The organism is Celeribacter sp. HF31 (assembly GCF_011806455.1).
GTDB lineage: Bacteria > Pseudomonadota > Alphaproteobacteria > Rhodobacterales > Rhodobacteraceae > Celeribacter.
In genome coordinates, this window is the sequence record NZ_JAATOT010000004.1 from 147568 (window position 1) to 163085 (window position 15518).

13 protein-coding genes are annotated in these 15518 nt (G+C 61.3%); 9 read left to right on the forward strand and 4 right to left on the reverse strand.

What is annotated here, in order from left to right; all coding sequences use genetic code 11:
• Window positions 1-481: 481 nt before the first annotated feature.
• Window positions 482-1411, forward strand: a complete 930-nt coding sequence (locus HCZ23_RS09765; RefSeq protein ID WP_167601545.1) for a cation diffusion facilitator family transporter — start codon at window positions 482-484, stop codon at window positions 1409-1411.
• Here HCZ23_RS09765 and HCZ23_RS09770 read toward each other — a convergent pair.
• Window positions 1403-2170 carry a hydroxypyruvate isomerase family protein gene (locus HCZ23_RS09770; RefSeq protein ID WP_167601546.1) on the reverse strand — a complete coding sequence of 256 codons (768 nt, stop codon included), beginning with the start codon at window positions 2168-2170 and terminating at the stop codon, window positions 1403-1405. The two genes, HCZ23_RS09765 and HCZ23_RS09770, sit on opposite strands and share 9 nt — an antisense overlap.
• 14 nt (window positions 2171-2184) lie before the next feature.
• A complete protein-coding gene (locus HCZ23_RS09775) occupies window positions 2185-2748 on the reverse strand; it encodes a DUF1285 domain-containing protein (protein WP_167601547.1) in 564 nt (187 codons plus the stop codon).
• A gap of 110 nt (window positions 2749-2858) precedes the next feature.
• Between HCZ23_RS09775 and HCZ23_RS09780 the strand changes: the two genes are divergently transcribed.
• The 4 genes from HCZ23_RS09780 to HCZ23_RS09795 are packed head-to-tail and all read left to right on the forward strand — an operon-like array spanning window position 2859 to window position 9572.
• Window positions 2859-3863, forward strand: coding sequence for a MoxR family ATPase (locus HCZ23_RS09780; protein WP_167601548.1), 1005 nt, complete (start codon window positions 2859-2861; stop codon window positions 3861-3863).
• Complete coding sequence (locus tag HCZ23_RS09785; protein ID WP_368487329.1) at window positions 3860-4756, forward strand: DUF58 domain-containing protein; 897 nt, start codon at window positions 3860-3862, stop codon at window positions 4754-4756. Before HCZ23_RS09780 ends, HCZ23_RS09785 begins: the two co-directional genes overlap by 4 nt.
• Complete coding sequence (locus HCZ23_RS09790; RefSeq protein ID WP_167601549.1) at window positions 4756-7512, forward strand: DUF4159 domain-containing protein; 2757 nt, start codon at window positions 4756-4758, stop codon at window positions 7510-7512. The genes HCZ23_RS09785 and HCZ23_RS09790 overlap by 1 nt, the downstream gene beginning before the upstream one ends.
• Window positions 7509-9572: a hypothetical protein gene (locus HCZ23_RS09795; RefSeq protein ID WP_167601550.1), complete on the forward strand. Its 2064-nt coding sequence runs from the start codon at window positions 7509-7511 to the stop codon at window positions 9570-9572. The genes HCZ23_RS09790 and HCZ23_RS09795 overlap by 4 nt, the downstream gene beginning before the upstream one ends.
• A 30-nt stretch (window positions 9573-9602) precedes the next feature.
• Here HCZ23_RS09795 and HCZ23_RS09800 read toward each other — a convergent pair whose 3' ends face one another.
• Window positions 9603-10172, reverse strand: coding sequence for a carboxymuconolactone decarboxylase family protein (locus tag HCZ23_RS09800; RefSeq protein WP_167601551.1), 570 nt, complete (start codon window positions 10170-10172; stop codon window positions 9603-9605).
• Between the two features lie 114 nt (window positions 10173-10286).
• On the opposite strand from HCZ23_RS09800, the gene HCZ23_RS09805 reads away from it, so the two are divergent.
• Window positions 10287-10889 (forward strand): TetR/AcrR family transcriptional regulator, encoded by a 603-nt coding sequence (locus HCZ23_RS09805; RefSeq protein WP_167601552.1) that lies wholly within the window; start codon window positions 10287-10289, stop codon window positions 10887-10889.
• Here HCZ23_RS09805 and HCZ23_RS09810 read toward each other — a convergent pair.
• Window positions 10886-11581, reverse strand: a complete 696-nt coding sequence (locus tag HCZ23_RS09810) for a DUF599 domain-containing protein (RefSeq protein WP_167601553.1) — start codon at window positions 11579-11581, stop codon at window positions 10886-10888. The two genes, HCZ23_RS09805 and HCZ23_RS09810, sit on opposite strands and share 4 nt — an antisense overlap.
• Window positions 11582-11664: 83 nt before the next feature.
• Here HCZ23_RS09810 and HCZ23_RS09815 point away from each other — a divergent pair, with 83 nt between their 5' ends.
• The 3 genes from HCZ23_RS09815 to glcF are packed head-to-tail and all read left to right on the forward strand — an operon-like array spanning window position 11665 to window position 15499.
• Window positions 11665-13101, forward strand: coding sequence for an FAD-linked oxidase C-terminal domain-containing protein (locus HCZ23_RS09815; RefSeq protein ID WP_167601554.1), 1437 nt, complete (start codon window positions 11665-11667; stop codon window positions 13099-13101).
• Window positions 13098-14207 carry an FAD-binding protein gene (locus HCZ23_RS09820; RefSeq protein ID WP_167601555.1) on the forward strand — a complete coding sequence of 370 codons (1110 nt, stop codon included), beginning with the start codon at window positions 13098-13100 and terminating at the stop codon, window positions 14205-14207. The genes HCZ23_RS09815 and HCZ23_RS09820 overlap by 4 nt, the downstream gene beginning before the upstream one ends.
• Window positions 14207-15499 carry a glycolate oxidase subunit GlcF gene (glcF, locus tag HCZ23_RS09825; protein WP_167601556.1) on the forward strand — a complete coding sequence of 431 codons (1293 nt, stop codon included), beginning with the start codon at window positions 14207-14209 and terminating at the stop codon, window positions 15497-15499. The genes HCZ23_RS09820 and glcF overlap by 1 nt, the downstream gene beginning before the upstream one ends.
• Window positions 15500-15518: the final 19 nt, after the last annotated feature.

Genomic DNA, 15518 nt, shown 5'->3' on the forward strand with positions numbered 1-15518 from the left:
TGACACGTCAGTTGTGGAAGACGCCGTATGTTCGTTTTTGCGTCTTTCTATGGGAATGAATGTAGGCTTCCGTCATGGATGTGTAAATAGGAACGAATAATAGGTTTATAAACATTGTAATGTGCGTTTATGCAGATCACATTTTTGGGATAATTTTGTAAATTGGCGTGATTTTGTGTGAAGTCACCTGAGATACCGCAGTTTTCGACTCGTTTTTATGCGTTGTTTATTTTTGAACATAAATTTGGGGTCTTGGCGGGATTTCAGTGTGCAAATGTATACAGCTGCGCTTTTATTGGGGAAATCATCGTGTTTCTTTGTGCATATGCGCGGACCTTGAACCCGGCTGATCCGAAAATGGCCTGTCTGTCGGGGAAGACTCGGGGGGTCACGAGAAACTCAGGCACGCGTCGGTGCGACTTATACGCAGCCCCCTTCACTTTCCGCTGGCATTGGTCGCGCGTTGAGGCAGGATGTCCGCATGTCACATGATCATCACCACGGGCCTCACAGCCATCACCATCACCACATCGATCCGAACGCCGGAGACGCCCGAGTCGCGGGCGCCATCGCGGTCAATCTTTTCCTGACACTGGCGCAAATCGTCGGCGGCGTCGTCTCGGGCTCCATGGCGCTGATCGCCGATGCAATTCACAATCTGTCCGATGCCATCGCCCTCGTGATCGCCTTTGGTGCGCGCAAAATCGCTCGCAAGCCGCGCGATGACACCATGACCTTTGGCTACGGGCGTGCCGAAGTGGTCGCCGCCATGGTCAACTACACCTCGCTGATCATCATCTCCGTCTATCTCTTCGCCGAAGGAGTCTCTCGCCTGTTCAACCCGCCGGAGATTGCGGGGTGGACCGTGGTGATCGTGGCGCTCATTGCCTTGGTCGTCGATCTGGTGACGGCAGCGCTGACCTATTCGATGTCGAAAGACAGCCTCAACATCCGGGCCGCTTTCCTTCACAATCTCGCCGATGCCGCGACCTCTGTGGCGGTCATCGTCGCGGGGGTGGTCATTCTGATCTGGGATTGGCGGCTGATCGACCCGCTTCTGACCATCGCCATTGCACTCTATATACTCTGGCAGTCTTTCGCAGAAATCCGTCCGGTGATCCGCATTCTGATGCTCGGCGCGCCAACGGACACCAAGGCGGACGACGTGGCCGCAGCCATGGCGGAAATCGAGGGTGTCGAGGATGTGCACCATATTCATCTGTGGCAAATCGACGAACGCCGCACCTCGGTCGAGGCGCATGTGGTGATTTCGGGTGAGGCGACGCCTGTTTTGACCGAACTGAAAAGCGTGCTGCGCGAGCGGTTCTCCATCGCACATTCCACGCTGGAGGTCGAAGCGCCCGGCGCGGGCTGTGCCGGAGAGGTCGCGGGGACGCAGCCCTTAGCTTAACGCCTGCGCTTGGCGGAACCAGTCAAGCCCGTCTTCGGTCCGTTTCTTTGGCGTATATTCCGCGGAAATCCAGCCCGTGTAGCCGCTCTCATCCACGCGCCGGAAAAACTCCGGAAAATCGATCAGGCCTTTGATCGGCTCATGCCGGTCGGGCGGCCCAGCGATCTGGATGTGCCGCACATAGGGCGCGTATGCGTCCCAGGCCGCCATGGCATCGCCGGTGATGATCTGGGCGTGATAAGCGTCGAATTGCAGCCCGAGGTTCAACTCCGCCACCTCGTTGAGAATCTCGACAGCCTGGTCGAAGTCACTGAGGAAATAGCCCGGCATGTCGCCCTCATTGATCGGCTCGATCGTGAGGCTCATGTTGGGGGCAACTTGGGCCGCCCATTTCAAATTGCGTTTGTAGGTCTCAAGCGCCACCACGCCTTTCGCCTTACCCGCCATGATGTGCATATGCGCGGCGCCCAGGAATTCCGCATAGCGAAGCGCGCGTTTGAAGTCGCGTTTGAACCGATCTTCCAGCCCCGGCACAGCGGCAAAGCCCCGTTCGCCGCCGGTGTAATTCGGCGGCGGCACGTTGATCAGCACCATCTTGAGGTTCAGATCGGCCATGCGCTTCGCGACCTCTGAGGCCGGTTCGTCATAGGGAAACAGGACCTCAACCGCCTTGAATCCACAGGCCTTCGCCTCAGCAAAGCGTTCGAGGAAGGGGTATTCCTTGAAGAGAAACGACAGGTTGGCGGCGAATTTGGGCATCAGTTCCGGGTGGTTCAGGCGAGATCAGTCGCTTTGGCGATTTCGAAAAACGTGTCCGCAGACCAGACGCCAAAAACATCCTCGCCGTCAATCTCCTCCGTGACACCATGGTCAACAAGTCGGAAAAAGCTTTTGCGATCGATCAGCGCCTCAAGCCCCGCGCGCACCTCGACATAGGGGGCGGGCTCTCCGTCACGCGTCTCGACCCGGATCGGATGATCCGCATCCGCCGTCACCGTATCGCCGACCGAGGTCTGAAAGGTCAGCTTTTGCGCGGGGCCGTCCCCCTCTACCTCGAAATCCACCGCCAGAAACGGCGCGTCATCGACGGTGATTCCCACTTTTTCGACGGGCGTGACGAGGAAATACTTGTCGCCCTCGCGTTTCAACACGGTCGAAAACAGCCGCACCAAAGGCGCGCGCCCGATGGGGGTGCCAAGGTAGAACCACGTCCCATCCCGCGCGATCCGCATGTCGAGATCGCCACAAAACGGCGGGTTCCACTTGTCCACCGGCGGCAATCCGCGCCCCTTGGCGGCTTTTACGGCGCTCGCGATGCTTTCTGCGGAAACGGACATGGAAAATCTCCTCTTAAACCTTTTGTCATTTGTGCTTTGCACCTGACACGTTTCTAATAGTGGCATGGTTCGACCCGCTAAGTAAGTGCTTGGCAAGTGAGGAGTATGTGATGACCGAAACCGACCTCGTCGCCGAGATCGAAGCCCTGGGCGCGAAATTGAACGAGGCCAAGGCCTCCATCACCCGCCGCTTCATCGGTCAGGAAACAGTGGTGGATTTGGTGCTGTCCTCCATGCTTTGCGGCGGCCACGCTTTGCTCTTGGGCCTGCCGGGCTTGGGCAAAACCCGCCTTGTCGATACGCTTTCGACCGTGATGGGCCTCAAAGGCGCGCGGGTGCAGTTCACCCCCGATCTCATGCCCGCCGACATCCTTGGCTCCGAAGTTTTGGAAACCGCGTCCGATGGATCGCGTGCCTTCCGTTTCATTGAAGGCCCGGTGTTTTGCCAGCTCTTGCTGGCCGACGAGATCAACCGCGCCAGCCCGCGCACCCAATCGGCGCTCTTGCAGGCGATGCAGGAAAAATCCGTCACCATCGCCGGTCAGCCGCATGATTTGGAGGCGCCATTTCACGTCCTCGCCACACAAAACCCGCTGGAACAAGAGGGCACCTATCCGCTGCCCGAGGCCCAGCTTGACCGTTTTTTGGTGCAGGTCGATGTCGAATACCCCGACCGCGACACCGAGCGCGACATCCTGATTGCGACCACCGGCGCCGATGAGGACGAAGCCCATGCCGTGTTTACCGCAGACGAGCTGATCCGCGCGCAGGCGCTGTTGCGCAAAATGCCGGTGGGCGAGCAGGTCGTTGAGATGATTCTCGATCTCGTCCGCGCCTGTCGTCCGAATGAAGCCGAAGCGCCCGAGGCCGTGAACGCCTCCGTCGCTTGGGGGCCGGGACCGCGCGCCGCACAGGCCCTGATGCTCACCACCCGCGCTCGTGCTCTCTTGGATGGCCGTCTCGCGCCCAGCCCCGAAGACGTCTTGGCGATGGCGCGTCCCGTGCTCATTCACCGTATGGCTCTGACTTTTGCGGCGCGTGCGCGGGGTGATGATTTGGGGGCGATCATTGCGGGTGTTTCTGAGACCGCTCTGAAAGTGCGGTCCGCCGCGTGACCCAGCCCAGCGCCCATAAAGGCCCCAACCACAAGGGCCTGCGCGCGCGCGCAGAAACCCTCAGCGCCCCCTTGCCACCTTTGCAGGCCCGCGCAGAACAGCTCGCGCGCACGCTTTTGATGGGCGGCCACGGGCGGCGGCAATCCGGGATGGGCGACGAGTTTTGGCAATATCGCCCCGCGCAGGCGGGCGATCCGGGGCGCGCGATTGATTGGCGCCGCTCGGGCCGCTCCGACGGGCATTATGTGCGCGAAAAGGAATGGCAGGCGGCGCAATCGGTGCACCTCTGGGTCGATCTCTCGGCTTCGATGGGATTTTCATCCGACAAAAACGTGCCGCAGAAATCTGACCGCGCGGCGCTCTTGGCAATGGCCGTGTCGATCCTCCTGATGAAAGGCGGCGAACGGGTCGCGCTGGCCTCTCTTGGCACGCCACCCCGGATCGGCTCGTTGCAACTCCGGCGCATTGCCGAAGGGCTGGCGCAGAGCACGGAGGCCGATTACGGCGCACCCGACGCGACGCTGTTTCTCCCCAACGCTCGCGCCGTCTTCCTGTCCGATTTCTTAGGCCCCATCGAAGCCGTCGAAGCGGCCGTCGCTGCCGCCTCGGATCGCGGCATTTCCGGCATGCTCTACCAAATTCTCGACCCTGCCGAAGAGGCCTTCCCCTATCGCGGGCGGACGGTGTTTACCTCGATGTCCGGCGGCATCATGCATGAAACGCTCCGCGCCTCTGACCTGAAAACCCGCTATCTCGAGCGGCTGGCCGAACGCAAAGATCGCCTCAGCCAGATCGCGCATCATGCCGGTTGGCGCTTTGCCACGCATCACACGGATCACTCCGATCTCACCGCGCTCTTGTGGCTTTACGAGGCTTTGGAGGGCCCGCGCTGATGTGGATTTTAGGCCCCATCGGATTCACCGCGCCTTGGGTTTTGCTTGGGCTTTTGGCCCTGCCGATCCTTTGGCTCTTGCTGCGCGCCGTGCCGCCCGCGCCGATCAGACGCCGTTTTCCGGGCGTGGCGCTTTTGCTGGGTCTCAAGGACGAAGAGGTCGAGGCGGATCGCACGCCTTGGTGGCTGCTCCTGTTGCGCATGGTGGCAGTGGCGGCGCTGATCCTCGCCTTTGCGGGTCCGGTTCTGAACCCGCGTGTCGAGCGTGGCGGCTCCTCCGATCCGTTGTTGGTTCTGCTGGATGCAAGCTGGGCCTCCGCGCCCGATTGGTCGCAGCGCATGGGGCGCGTGGAACAGGCACTCGATGAGGCCGAAGCCGACGGGCGCACGGTCTGTATTCTGCCTGCCACCGACCTGCCGACCGAAGGCTGTACATTCCTTGCACCCGCCGATTGGCGTCCGCGTCTGGCCGGGATCACGCCCGCACCTTTTGCGCCTGACATGGAGGCCCTGAGCGGCGTGATTTCCGTGATGCCGACGGCTGTCGAGACGCTCTGGCTGTCGGACGGTTTGGCGCGGGCCGGACGCGAAGATGTGCTGGCCGATCTCGAAAGCTTCGGCCCTGTGTCCGTTTTCGAAACTGCTCGTGATGTGATGGCACTCGGGCCGCTGGAGCTCACGGACACGGGGATTTCCGTCCCCGTGCTGCGCGCCGATGCGGGTGGGGAGCGCGATGTGGTGATCCTGGCGCATGGCCCCGATCCCGCCGGCGTGCCGCGTGTGCTGGACCGGCGTGAGGTCACTTTGCCGAGCGGAGAAACCCGCGTCACAGTGCCATTCGACCTGCCGCCGGAACTCCGCGCGCGGGTCACGCGATTTGAGATCGAAGGCCAAACCTCCGCAGGCGCCAAACGCCTCACCGACGACAGCCTCAAACGCCGCGAGGTCGGGCTGGTCGTGGTGCGTGAAGGCGGCGAAGGGCTTCAGCTTTTGTCACAACTCCACTACCTGCGTGCGGCTCTGGCGGACAAAGCCGATGTGATCGAGGGCGCTTTGCCCGATCTGATCATGGCCAATCCCGATGTGATTGTCTTGGCCGATGTCGCGCAGCTTTCGGGTGGCGAAGTGGCCGATTTGTTGGACTGGTTGAACGACGGCGGCATGTTGTTGCGCTTTGCCGGCCCCAATCTGGCAGGCTCCGATGTGGCGCGCGACGAGGACGATCCGCTGATGCCCGTGCGGCTGCGCGCCGGAGGGCGGACGCTGGGCGGTGCGATGAGTTGGGGCGAGCCGAAACGCCTGCGCCCCTTTGCCGAGACCTCGCCCTTTTACGGTCTGCCGGTGCCCGAAGACGTTGAGATCAACGCCCAGGTCATGGCCCAGCCCGACCCGGAGCTGGCCAACCGCGTGATCGCCACGTTGGAAGACGGCACGCCTTTGGTCACCCGCAAGCCCATGGGCCAGGGGCAGGTCGTGCTGTTCCACGTCACCGCGAATGCCGAGTGGTCCACGCTGCCCTTGTCTGGACTGTTCGTTGAGATGCTCGACCGTCTCGCTGTGACCTCGCGGGCGGCGGTTTTGGAGGTGGATGATCTGGCGGGGCAAAGCCTTCAGCCGGTGCGGGTGATGGATGGCTTCGGTCGTCTCAATGAGGCCGCCGCCATGCCGCCTGTCGCGGGCGAAGAGTTTGTGACGGCACATGCGACCAAAGCCACGCCGCCGGGGCTTTATCAGGGCCGCGACAGCCTGCGGGCGCTCAATGTGATGGCCGAAGGCGATACGCTTGCGCAGATGCGCTGGCCGTCTGATGTCACGCTTTTGGGTGTCGAAGCCGGGCGCGAACGCCCCCTTGCGCCGTTTCTTTTGACGCTGGCTCTGGCGCTTTTGGGTGCCGACCTTTTGGCCTCGCTTTGGCTCTCAGGCCGCCTTTTCGGCGCGCGGGCGCTGCCGGTTCTGCTCTGCGCGATGCTGATCGCCCCGGTTGCCAAAGCCCAAGAGTTGGACGATGATTTCGCCCTTCGCGCCTCGTCTGAACTGGCGCTGGCCTATGTCGAAACCGGCGATGCCGCTCTGGATCGCATCTCCGAGGCCGGTCTTGCCGGTCTCTCCGACGTCTTGACCATGCGCACCTCCGTCGAGCCTGCGCCGCCCATCGGAATCAATCTGGAAACCGATCCTCTGGGCTTTTTCCCGATGCTCTACTGGCCGGTGACGGCGAGCCAGCCGACGCCCTCGGCGACCGCTTATACCAAACTCAACGCCTATCTGCGCACCGGCGGCGTGATCCTTTTTGACACGCGCGATGCCGATGTCGCGGGCTTCGGCGCGGCGACGCCAAACGGCACGAAACTGCAAGCTTTGGCCGCTTCCCTCGACATCCCCGCCCTCGAACAAATTCCCGAGGATCACGTGCTCAATCGCGCCTTCTACCTCTTGCGCGAATTCCCGGGACGTCACGCCGATGGCACGCTTTGGGTCGAGGCCGCCCCCGACAGTGAACAGGCCGAGGGCATGCCGTTTCGCAACCTCAACGACAATGTGACGCCGGTGATCATCGGCGGTGGCGATTGGGCCTCGGCCTGGGCCTTGGATGAGACCGGCTTTCCGCTCTTGCCGGTTGGGCGTGGTCTGTCAGGTGAGCGCCAACGCGAGCTGTCTTATCGGTTCGGCGTCAATCTGGTGATCTACGTGCTGACCGGCAATTACAAATCCGATCAGGTCCATGTGCCTGCGCTGCTCGACAGGTTGGGCCAATGATCCGCGATCTCACCTTTTCCCCGCTCATCCCCCTGCCTGTGCTGGCCGTTTTTGCGGGCATCGCCTTTGTTCTCATCATCTTCGCCGCTTGGCGTGGATTGTCAGGCTGGGCCTTGCGGGCGCTGGCTGCTTTGGGCGTTTTGGCGGCCTTGTCGGGGCCGTCGCTCAAACAGGAAATGCGCGATCCGCTGACCGACATCGTGTTCCTCGTCGTCGATGAAAGCGCCTCGCAAGACCTCTCGACCCGGCCCGATCAAATTGAGGCGGCACGCGCCACTCTGGAGGCCCGTATCACCGCCATGCCCAACACAGAGCTGCGCGAGATTACGCTGCGCGATGCCCCGGACAATCGCGGCACGCTGTTGATGAGCGCGCTCGCGGAAGCCATGGCCGACGAGCCACGCGGGCGGTTGGCCGGGGCTGTTCTGCTCTCTGACGGCCAGTTGCACGATGTCGACCTTGCCCCCGATTTTCCCGCACCGGTGCATCTCATGCTCACAGGCGAGCCGCAGGATTGGGACCGTCGACTGGTCATTGAGAGCGCGCCGAGTTTTGCGATCCTGGACGAGGAGGTCGTGCTGAAACTCCGTGTCGAGGATCAAGGCGCGGTGCCGAATGAAGACGCGACCAGCCCGCTTTTGGTCTCCATCGATGGCGAGACGCCGCAGAGGTTTACCATCCCCGTTGGCCGCTCCATCGAAGTGCCGTTGATGCTGCCCCATGGCGGCATGAATGTGATCCAATTCACCCTGCCCGAAGCGGACGGAGAGCTGACCACGCGCAACAATTCCGCCATGGTGCAGATCAACGGCGTGCGCGACCGTTTGCGCGTTTTGCTGGTTTCCGGCGAGCCACACAATGGCGAACGCACTTGGCGCAACCTGTTGAAATCCGACCCTTCCGTCGATCTCGTGCACTTCACCATTTTGCGCCCGCCCTCGAAACAGGACGGTGTGCCGGTGACCGAACTGTCGCTGATCGCTTTCCCGACGCGGGAGCTGTTCATGGAGAAGGTCGAGGATTTCGACCTGATCATTTTCGACCGCTACAAATTGCGTGGCATCCTGCCCGCCTCTTACCTCGACAACATCGCACGCTATGTGGAAAACGGCGGCGCAGTGCTGTTCGCCGCAGGGCCGGATTTTGCCTCCGCCGACAGTATCTATCGCTCGCCTTTGGCGCGGGTCATTCCGGTCTCCCCCACCGGCCGGGTGATCGAGGATCCTTACCTGCCGCGCCTCACCGATCTGGGCGCGCGCCACCCGGTGACCGAGGGTTTGGGCGGGCTGCGCTTTGCGGAAGACGAGCCGGCTTGGGGGCGGTGGTTCCGTCAGGTCGAGCTTGAGCCCAATGAACAGGGCGAAACGGTGATGTCCGGTCTCGATGGGCGGCCTTTGTTGGTGCTCGACCGGGTGGGCGAGGGCCGCGTGGCGGTGCTTGGTTCCGATCATGCGTGGCTTTGGACGCGGGGCGTCGAGGGCGGCGGGCCGCAGCTTGAACTGCTGCGGCGTCTGGCCCATTGGATGATGAAAGAACCGGAGCTTGAGGAAGAGGCGCTGACCGCCACGGCCGAGGGCAACACGCTGACAATCACCCGCCGCAGCCTCACCGAAGGTTCGCGGTCGGTGACCGTCGAGGCACCCGATGGCACTGTGTCCGTCGTGCCGATGGAAGAGACCGCGCCGGGCCGCTATGTGACCGAAGTCACCGGTGGCGAGATGGGGCTTTATCGCCTGTCCGAAGGCGATCAGACCGCCGTCATGGTGCTTGGCCCTTCCGCGCCACGGGAGTTCGAAGAGACGATTGCCTCGGGCGACAAGCTCGCCTCCGTGATCCGCGCCTCGGGTGGCGGCACCTTTGCGCTCTCGGGTGGCGTGCCGCGTCTGCGTCTGGTCGAAGAGGGCCGCGTCGCCGCAGGTCGCGGATGGTTCGGCATCACCCCGCGTGAGGCTTATGTGACGCAATCGACCCGACTGTCGCCTCTGTTGCCCGGCTGGGTCTGGCTGGTGATTTTGGCAGGGCTGTCGGTGGCGGCGTGGCTGAGAGAAGGGCGGCGGTGAGGCCGCCCTTTTGGGGCTTGCCCCCAAAGATCACACCAGAGCAGGTTTCGCTTTTTCCCATGCAAAGGCCTGCATCGCCGGATCGACCGGGGTCTGGGCGATGGCGTTGGTGTAATTCGACATCACCTTTTGCGCCGTCCCAACCAGCACTTCGAGGATTTGCCGCTTGGTATAGCCTGCGTCGAGAAAGGCTTGCATCTGATCTTGCGTGACCTTGCCGCGCTGGCGCACGATCTGAAGCGTGAAGGTTCTGAGCGCCTCAAGATGCGCCGTCGGCAGCGGGGTTTCATCGCGCAGGGCATTGGTGATGGCGTCATCCACCTTCATCATCTTCGCGATACCGGTATGGCCGGGCACGCAGTAATGGCATTCGTGTTCGACATTGATGGTCTGCCAGATCACGGTCAGCTCATCCTTGTCAAACGTCGTCTCGGTCATAAATGTATGGTGGAGCTGCCAATAGGATTTCGCGAGCGCCGGTGCTTCTGCCATGACGGCGATGAGGCCGGAGACGCGACCGAAGGCGGATTTCACCTCCTCCATCGTGGCGCGGCTTTCTTCGGGGGCGGAGTCAATCGTGTGGGCGGTAAAGTCGATCATGGTCGGTCCTTTTGATTCTTGAGCGATTGCTCAATTATAGATGGCCTGACATTAGTTTACTTGAGCGATCACTCAATATATATTTTGAGCGATCACTCAAATTTGAGGCGAAAGATGGCGAGACAGGCGACATATGACCGCGACAAGGTGCTGAAATCCGCGATGGACCTGTTCTGGGCCAAGGGGTTTCATGCCACCTCGCTGAAAGATCTGGAGAACGCGCTCGACATGCGGCCCGGCTCGATCTACGCCGCTTTCGGATCGAAAGAGGGGCTCTATGCCGAGGCGCTCAGGCTCTATTCGGGGCGCACGCAGGCGGGGCTTGCAGAGGTCATGGCGGAGGGCGGTTCAAAGCTCAAAGGGATCGCCGATTACATCCGCTTGTTGGGCGGACAGAGGCGGACTGAAGTGCCGTCGCGGGCCTGTATGTTGGTCAAAACCATTCTTGAAATGCCCGATGACGACCCGAACCTGCGGGGTCTCGCCGAAGATTTGATCGACCAAATGGAAACGGCCCTAACCGAGGTTCTGCGTCAGGCGCAGGCGGAAGGCGAACTGCCCGCAAGCACCGATCCGGTGCGGCTCGCAGGGCAGATTCAGACACAGCTGATCGGCTTGCGCGCCTATGCGCAGCGGATGCACGCGGAGGATCGCGTCGCGCAGGTCGCCGAAGACATCGCGCAGGGCATTGAAGCCTTCTCCGTCAAAGCGGCTTAAACTTCTTCGCGCATCAAAATCCGCCGCGAGGTCGAGGCGAATTCGCGGCGCAGCATGATGAAAATGACCAAACTGCCACCGACCAAAAGCCCGACCGGACCCAACAGCCACGACAACGCGCCGAGCGCGAAATAGATGCCTCGAATGCCTGCGTTGAACGCGCGCGCGGCGGTGATGTTCAACTCGCCCGCCTTGTGCGCGCGCGGCAGGGCCTGAGGGTCGGCCTCGTCATTGCTGACCGAGGCCATGACCACGCCGCAATAGCCGAACAGCCGGTTCGACCAGATGAATTTCAAGAATGCGTTGGTGATAAAAAACAGCGCCAAAAGGATTTTCACCTCCCAGATGATTTTCGGCGCATCAATCGCCAGATCGCGCGCCACGCCGCTCAACCTCTCGGCATTCGAGATTGCCGCCAAACCGCCACCGATGGCGATGAGACAGGCAGAGGCAAGAAAGCTCGTACCTTCGCGCAGGGTCGCAAGCACGGTCGCATCGAAAATCCGGGGTTTGCGGGTGATCATATGCACCATCCACTCGCGTCGATAATCGGCGACCAGCACGGAGGTCGAGACGCGTTTTTTCGGTGGATTCTCGATCACATAGCCCAAAATGCCCCAGGCCGCGATCAGGTAGATCACGGCGAGGCCATCGAGCAGGGAGAAATATCGAAGCTGATCAAAGAGTTCCATGGGCGCAGCATTACGCAAACCCATCGCGCTTGTCACATCTAAAAATTGGTTATAAAAATTGACCAATAAAGGGAGGACGCGCCATGGATATGCCCGCGCCAAAGCCGGAGATTCTCAGCCGCAAGTCGGAACTGGCCGCACGCCTGCGGGCGGTTTTGGCCAAGCATGCGCTGATTGAAGCCCCCGAAGAGCTCAAGGCCTATGAATGCGATGCGCTGACGGCCTATCGCTGTCCGCCGCTTTTGGCGGTGCTGCCGGAGACCACGGAAGAGGTCTCGAAAGTCATGGCGATTTGTCACGAGATGGGCGTGCCGGTGGTGCCGCGCGGTGCCGGGACGTCGCTGGCCGGGGGCGCTTTGCCGTCGGAAGATGCCGTGATCTTGGGCGTCGCGCGCCTGCGCGATGTGGTGGAGATCAACACCTCTGACCGCTACATCCGCGTGCAGACCGGCATGACCAACCTCGCCGTCACGGCGGCGGTGGAAGACGAGGGGTTTTTCTACGCCCCCGACCCGTCGAGCCAATTGGCCTGCGCCATTGCGGGCAATATCGCGATGAATTCCGGCGGCGCGCATTGTCTCAAATACGGGGTGACGACGAACAACCTGTTGGGTGTCACCATGGTGATGGCCGACGGCGAAGTCATCGAGATCGGCGGCGCCGAAATGGACGCGGGCGGTCTCGATATTTTAGGTCTGATCTGCGGCTCCGAGGGGCAGCTGGGTGTGGTGACCGAAGCCACCCTGCGCATCCTGCCGAAACCCGAAGGCGCGCGGCCTGTGCTCTTTGGCTTCGACAGCAACGAAGTCGCGGGGGCCTGTGTTGCGGACATCATCCGCTCGGGGCTGATCCCCGTTGCGATCGAATTCATGGACCGGCCGATCATTCGCGCAACCGAAGAGTTCGCGGGTGCGGGCTACCCGGATTGCGAGGCGCTTTTGATTGTCGAGGTCGAAGGTTCGGACCAGGAGATCGACGACCAACTGGCACGGATCGTCGAGATCGCCAAGCGGCACAATCCGGTGGCGATCCGGGAAAGCCAAAGTGCGGAAGAAAGCACGCGGATTTGGTTGGGCCGAAAATCCGCCTTTGGCGCGATGGGGCAACGGGGCGACTATATTTGCCTCGATGGCACGATCCCAGTGGGGGAACTGCCCGCTGTGCTCAAACGTATCGCGGAACTCGGCGCGGAACACGGTCATATGGTCGGAAATGTGTTCCACGCGGGCGATGGCAATATGCATCCGCTCATTCTTTATAACGCCAACGAACCGGGACAGTTGGAGAGCGCCGAACGGTTGGGCGCGGAGATTTTGAAGCTTTGCGTCGATGCAGGGGGCTGTCTCACCGGGGAGCATGGCGTGGGCGTCGAGAAACGCGAGTTGATGACGCATCAGTTTGCGCCCGCCGATCTTGAGGCGCAGATGGCGGTGAAGGATGTGTTCGATCCGAAATGGATTTTGAACCCGGCGAAGGTGTTTCCGCTGGATGTCAGCGCGCACCGGAGGGGAGCGGCATGAGTATTTTGACAGCAAAGGAAACTGCGAAAAACGAAACCGATTTGGTTGAGATCATCAGCGGTTCCGCGTCGATTGTCATCGAAGGCGGCGGGACGCGGCGGATTGGCGTGACCGAGGGAGAGCCCCTGTCCACGCGGGGGCTGAGCGGTGTGACGCTTTATGAGCCGGGGACGCTGACGCTTGTGGCGCAGGCGGGGACGCCTTTGAGTGAGATTGACGTGCTTTTGGCCGCTGAAAACCAAAGGTTGGCGTTTGAGGTTCCTGATTTCCGTGGGCTTTTAGGGCGTGCGGGAGAGAGCACCCTCGGCGGCGTCGTGGCCACGAATGCCTCCGGGCCGCGGCGTGTGGCGGTGGGCGCCTGTCGCGATTTTTGTCTTGGGGTGCGCTTTGTCGATGGTCGCGGAGCGGTGGTGAAAAACGGCGGTCGGGTGATGAAGAACGTCACCGGGCTCGACCTTGTGAAGCTTATGGCCGGGAGCCATGGGACGCTGGGCGTGATGACGGAGGTGAGCCTCAAGGTGCAACCTTTGCCTGAGACCACGGTGACGCTGGCGGTTCCGGGATGTGATGCGGGGGAGGCGATTGCGATCCTGTCCCAGATGTTGGGCCAACCCTATGATTTGACCGGGGCTGCGTGGCAAAACGGTGAGGTTTTGCTGCGGCTTGAAGGGTTCGAGACCTCGCTGCGCTATCGTGTCGAGCGATTGAGGGCGCTCTTGCAGCATGATGTTGTGGAGCATTGGGGCTTAGAAGCCTGTGACCCGATCTGGCGCGGCATTCGGGATGTGACGGCGTTTCATGGTCGGTCGGGGGATGTCTGGTCTGTGTCCATCAAACCTTCTGAGGCAGTCAGGGTGCTTGAGGCCGTTCAGCCCGAGGACGTGATGTTCGATTGGGGCGGCAACCGGCTTTGGCTTTTGACCAAGACGGGCACGGATGTGCGGGAGAAGATGCCTTCTGGGCATGCCACTCTTATGCGAGCTTCCGAAGAGACCAAGCGACGTCTGGGCGTATTCCCTCCACAATCCCCCGCACTCGAACGGATCAGCGCAGGCTTGAGGCAAAGATTTGATCCTGAAGGCAAATTCAACAGAGGCATGCGCTGATGCAGACGAATTTTACGCCGGAGCAGCTCACCGATCCCGGGATCAAACGCGCCAATGAAATCCTGCGCGCCTGTGTGCATTGCGGGTTCTGTACCGCGACCTGTCCGACCTATGCAGTGCTGGGCGACGAATTGGATAGCCCACGCGGGCGGATTTATCTGATCAAGGATATGTTGGAAAATGATCGGCCTGCGGATGCCAAGATCGTCAAACATCTGGATCGCTGCCTGTCCTGTCTGGCTTGTATGACGACCTGTCCGTCAGGGGTGCATTACATGCATCTGATCGACCATGCGCGGGTGCATGTCGAGAAGACCTACAAACGTCCCGTGATGGATCGGTTCCTGCGCTGGACGCTGGCGAAAATCCTGCCCTATCCGGGGCGGTTTCGGGTGGCTTTGCTGGGGGCGAAGATCGCGAAACCTCTGCGTCATCTGATGCCCGACCCACGGCTGAAAGCGATGCTCGAGATGGCGCCCGCTCGCATTCCGGCCCCGTCGCGCAATGACGATGCGCAGGTGTTTCCGGCCAAAGGCGCACGCAAGATGCGCGTCGCTTTGATGACCGGCTGCGCGCAAAAGGCGTTGGACACGGACATCAACGATGCAACCATCCGGCTTTTGACGCGGTTGGGATGTGAGGTCGTGGTAGCAAAGGGCGCGGGCTGTTGCGGGGCGCTCACCCATCACATGGGCAAGGAGGCAGAGTCGCATGGAGCGGCCGCCAAAAACATCCGCGCCTGGATGCGAGAGATCGAGGGGGACGGGCTGGATGCCATCTTGATCAACACCTCGGGCTGTGGCACGACGGTGAAAGATTACGGCCATATGTTCCGCAGCTCTGAGCTGGCCGATGAGGCCGCACAGGTCGCCGCGCTGGCCAAGGATGTCTCCGAAGTCTTGATGCTGCTCGACCTGCCGGAAGGCCAACAGGACCTCAAAGTCGCTTATCACGCCGCCTGTTCGCTGCAACACGGGCAACAGATCAAGACCCATCCGAAAACCCTCCTGAAACGCGTCGGTTTCGAGGTGGTCGAGCCACAGGACAGCCATCTCTGTTGTGGCTCGGCGGGCACCTACAACCTGTTGCAGCCCGAGCTGTCAAAAAACCTGAAGGACAGGAAAATCAAAACCTTATCGGCGAAGACCCCAGATGTGGTGGCCGCGGGCAATATCGGCTGCATCATGCAGATCGGATCGGGCATGGAGGTGCCTGTGGTGCACACAGTCGAATTGCTCGATTGGGCAACAGGTGGCCCAAAACCGCCCAAATTGTTCTCGAATCGGTCATAATCCCGCCTTGAACCCTCTA

Excerpts from the sequence above, each read along its gene's own strand:
- HCZ23_RS09820 (WP_167601555.1), top strand. The coding sequence starts at position 13,098 with ATGAGTATTTTGACAGCAAAGGAAACTGCGAAAAACGAAACCGATTTG.
- HCZ23_RS09765 (WP_167601545.1), top strand. The coding sequence starts at position 482 with ATGTCACATGATCATCACCACGGGCCTCACAGCCATCACCATCACCAC.
- HCZ23_RS09805 (WP_167601552.1), top strand. The coding sequence starts at position 10,287 with ATGGCGAGACAGGCGACATATGACCGCGACAAGGTGCTGAAATCCGCG.
- HCZ23_RS09810 (WP_167601553.1), bottom strand. The coding sequence starts at position 11,581 with ATGGAACTCTTTGATCAGCTTCGATATTTCTCCCTGCTCGATGGCCTC.
- HCZ23_RS09780 (WP_167601548.1), top strand. The coding sequence starts at position 2,859 with ATGACCGAAACCGACCTCGTCGCCGAGATCGAAGCCCTGGGCGCGAAA.
- HCZ23_RS09770 (WP_167601546.1), bottom strand. The coding sequence starts at position 2,170 with ATGCCCAAATTCGCCGCCAACCTGTCGTTTCTCTTCAAGGAATACCCC.
- HCZ23_RS09795 (WP_167601550.1), top strand. The coding sequence starts at position 7,509 with ATGATCCGCGATCTCACCTTTTCCCCGCTCATCCCCCTGCCTGTGCTG.
- HCZ23_RS09815 (WP_167601554.1), top strand. The coding sequence starts at position 11,665 with ATGGATATGCCCGCGCCAAAGCCGGAGATTCTCAGCCGCAAGTCGGAA.
- HCZ23_RS09800 (WP_167601551.1), bottom strand. The coding sequence starts at position 10,172 with ATGATCGACTTTACCGCCCACACGATTGACTCCGCCCCCGAAGAAAGC.
- HCZ23_RS09790 (WP_167601549.1), top strand. The coding sequence starts at position 4,756 with ATGTGGATTTTAGGCCCCATCGGATTCACCGCGCCTTGGGTTTTGCTT.
- glcF (WP_167601556.1), top strand. The coding sequence starts at position 14,207 with ATGCAGACGAATTTTACGCCGGAGCAGCTCACCGATCCCGGGATCAAA.
- HCZ23_RS09775 (WP_167601547.1), bottom strand. The coding sequence starts at position 2,748 with ATGTCCGTTTCCGCAGAAAGCATCGCGAGCGCCGTAAAAGCCGCCAAG.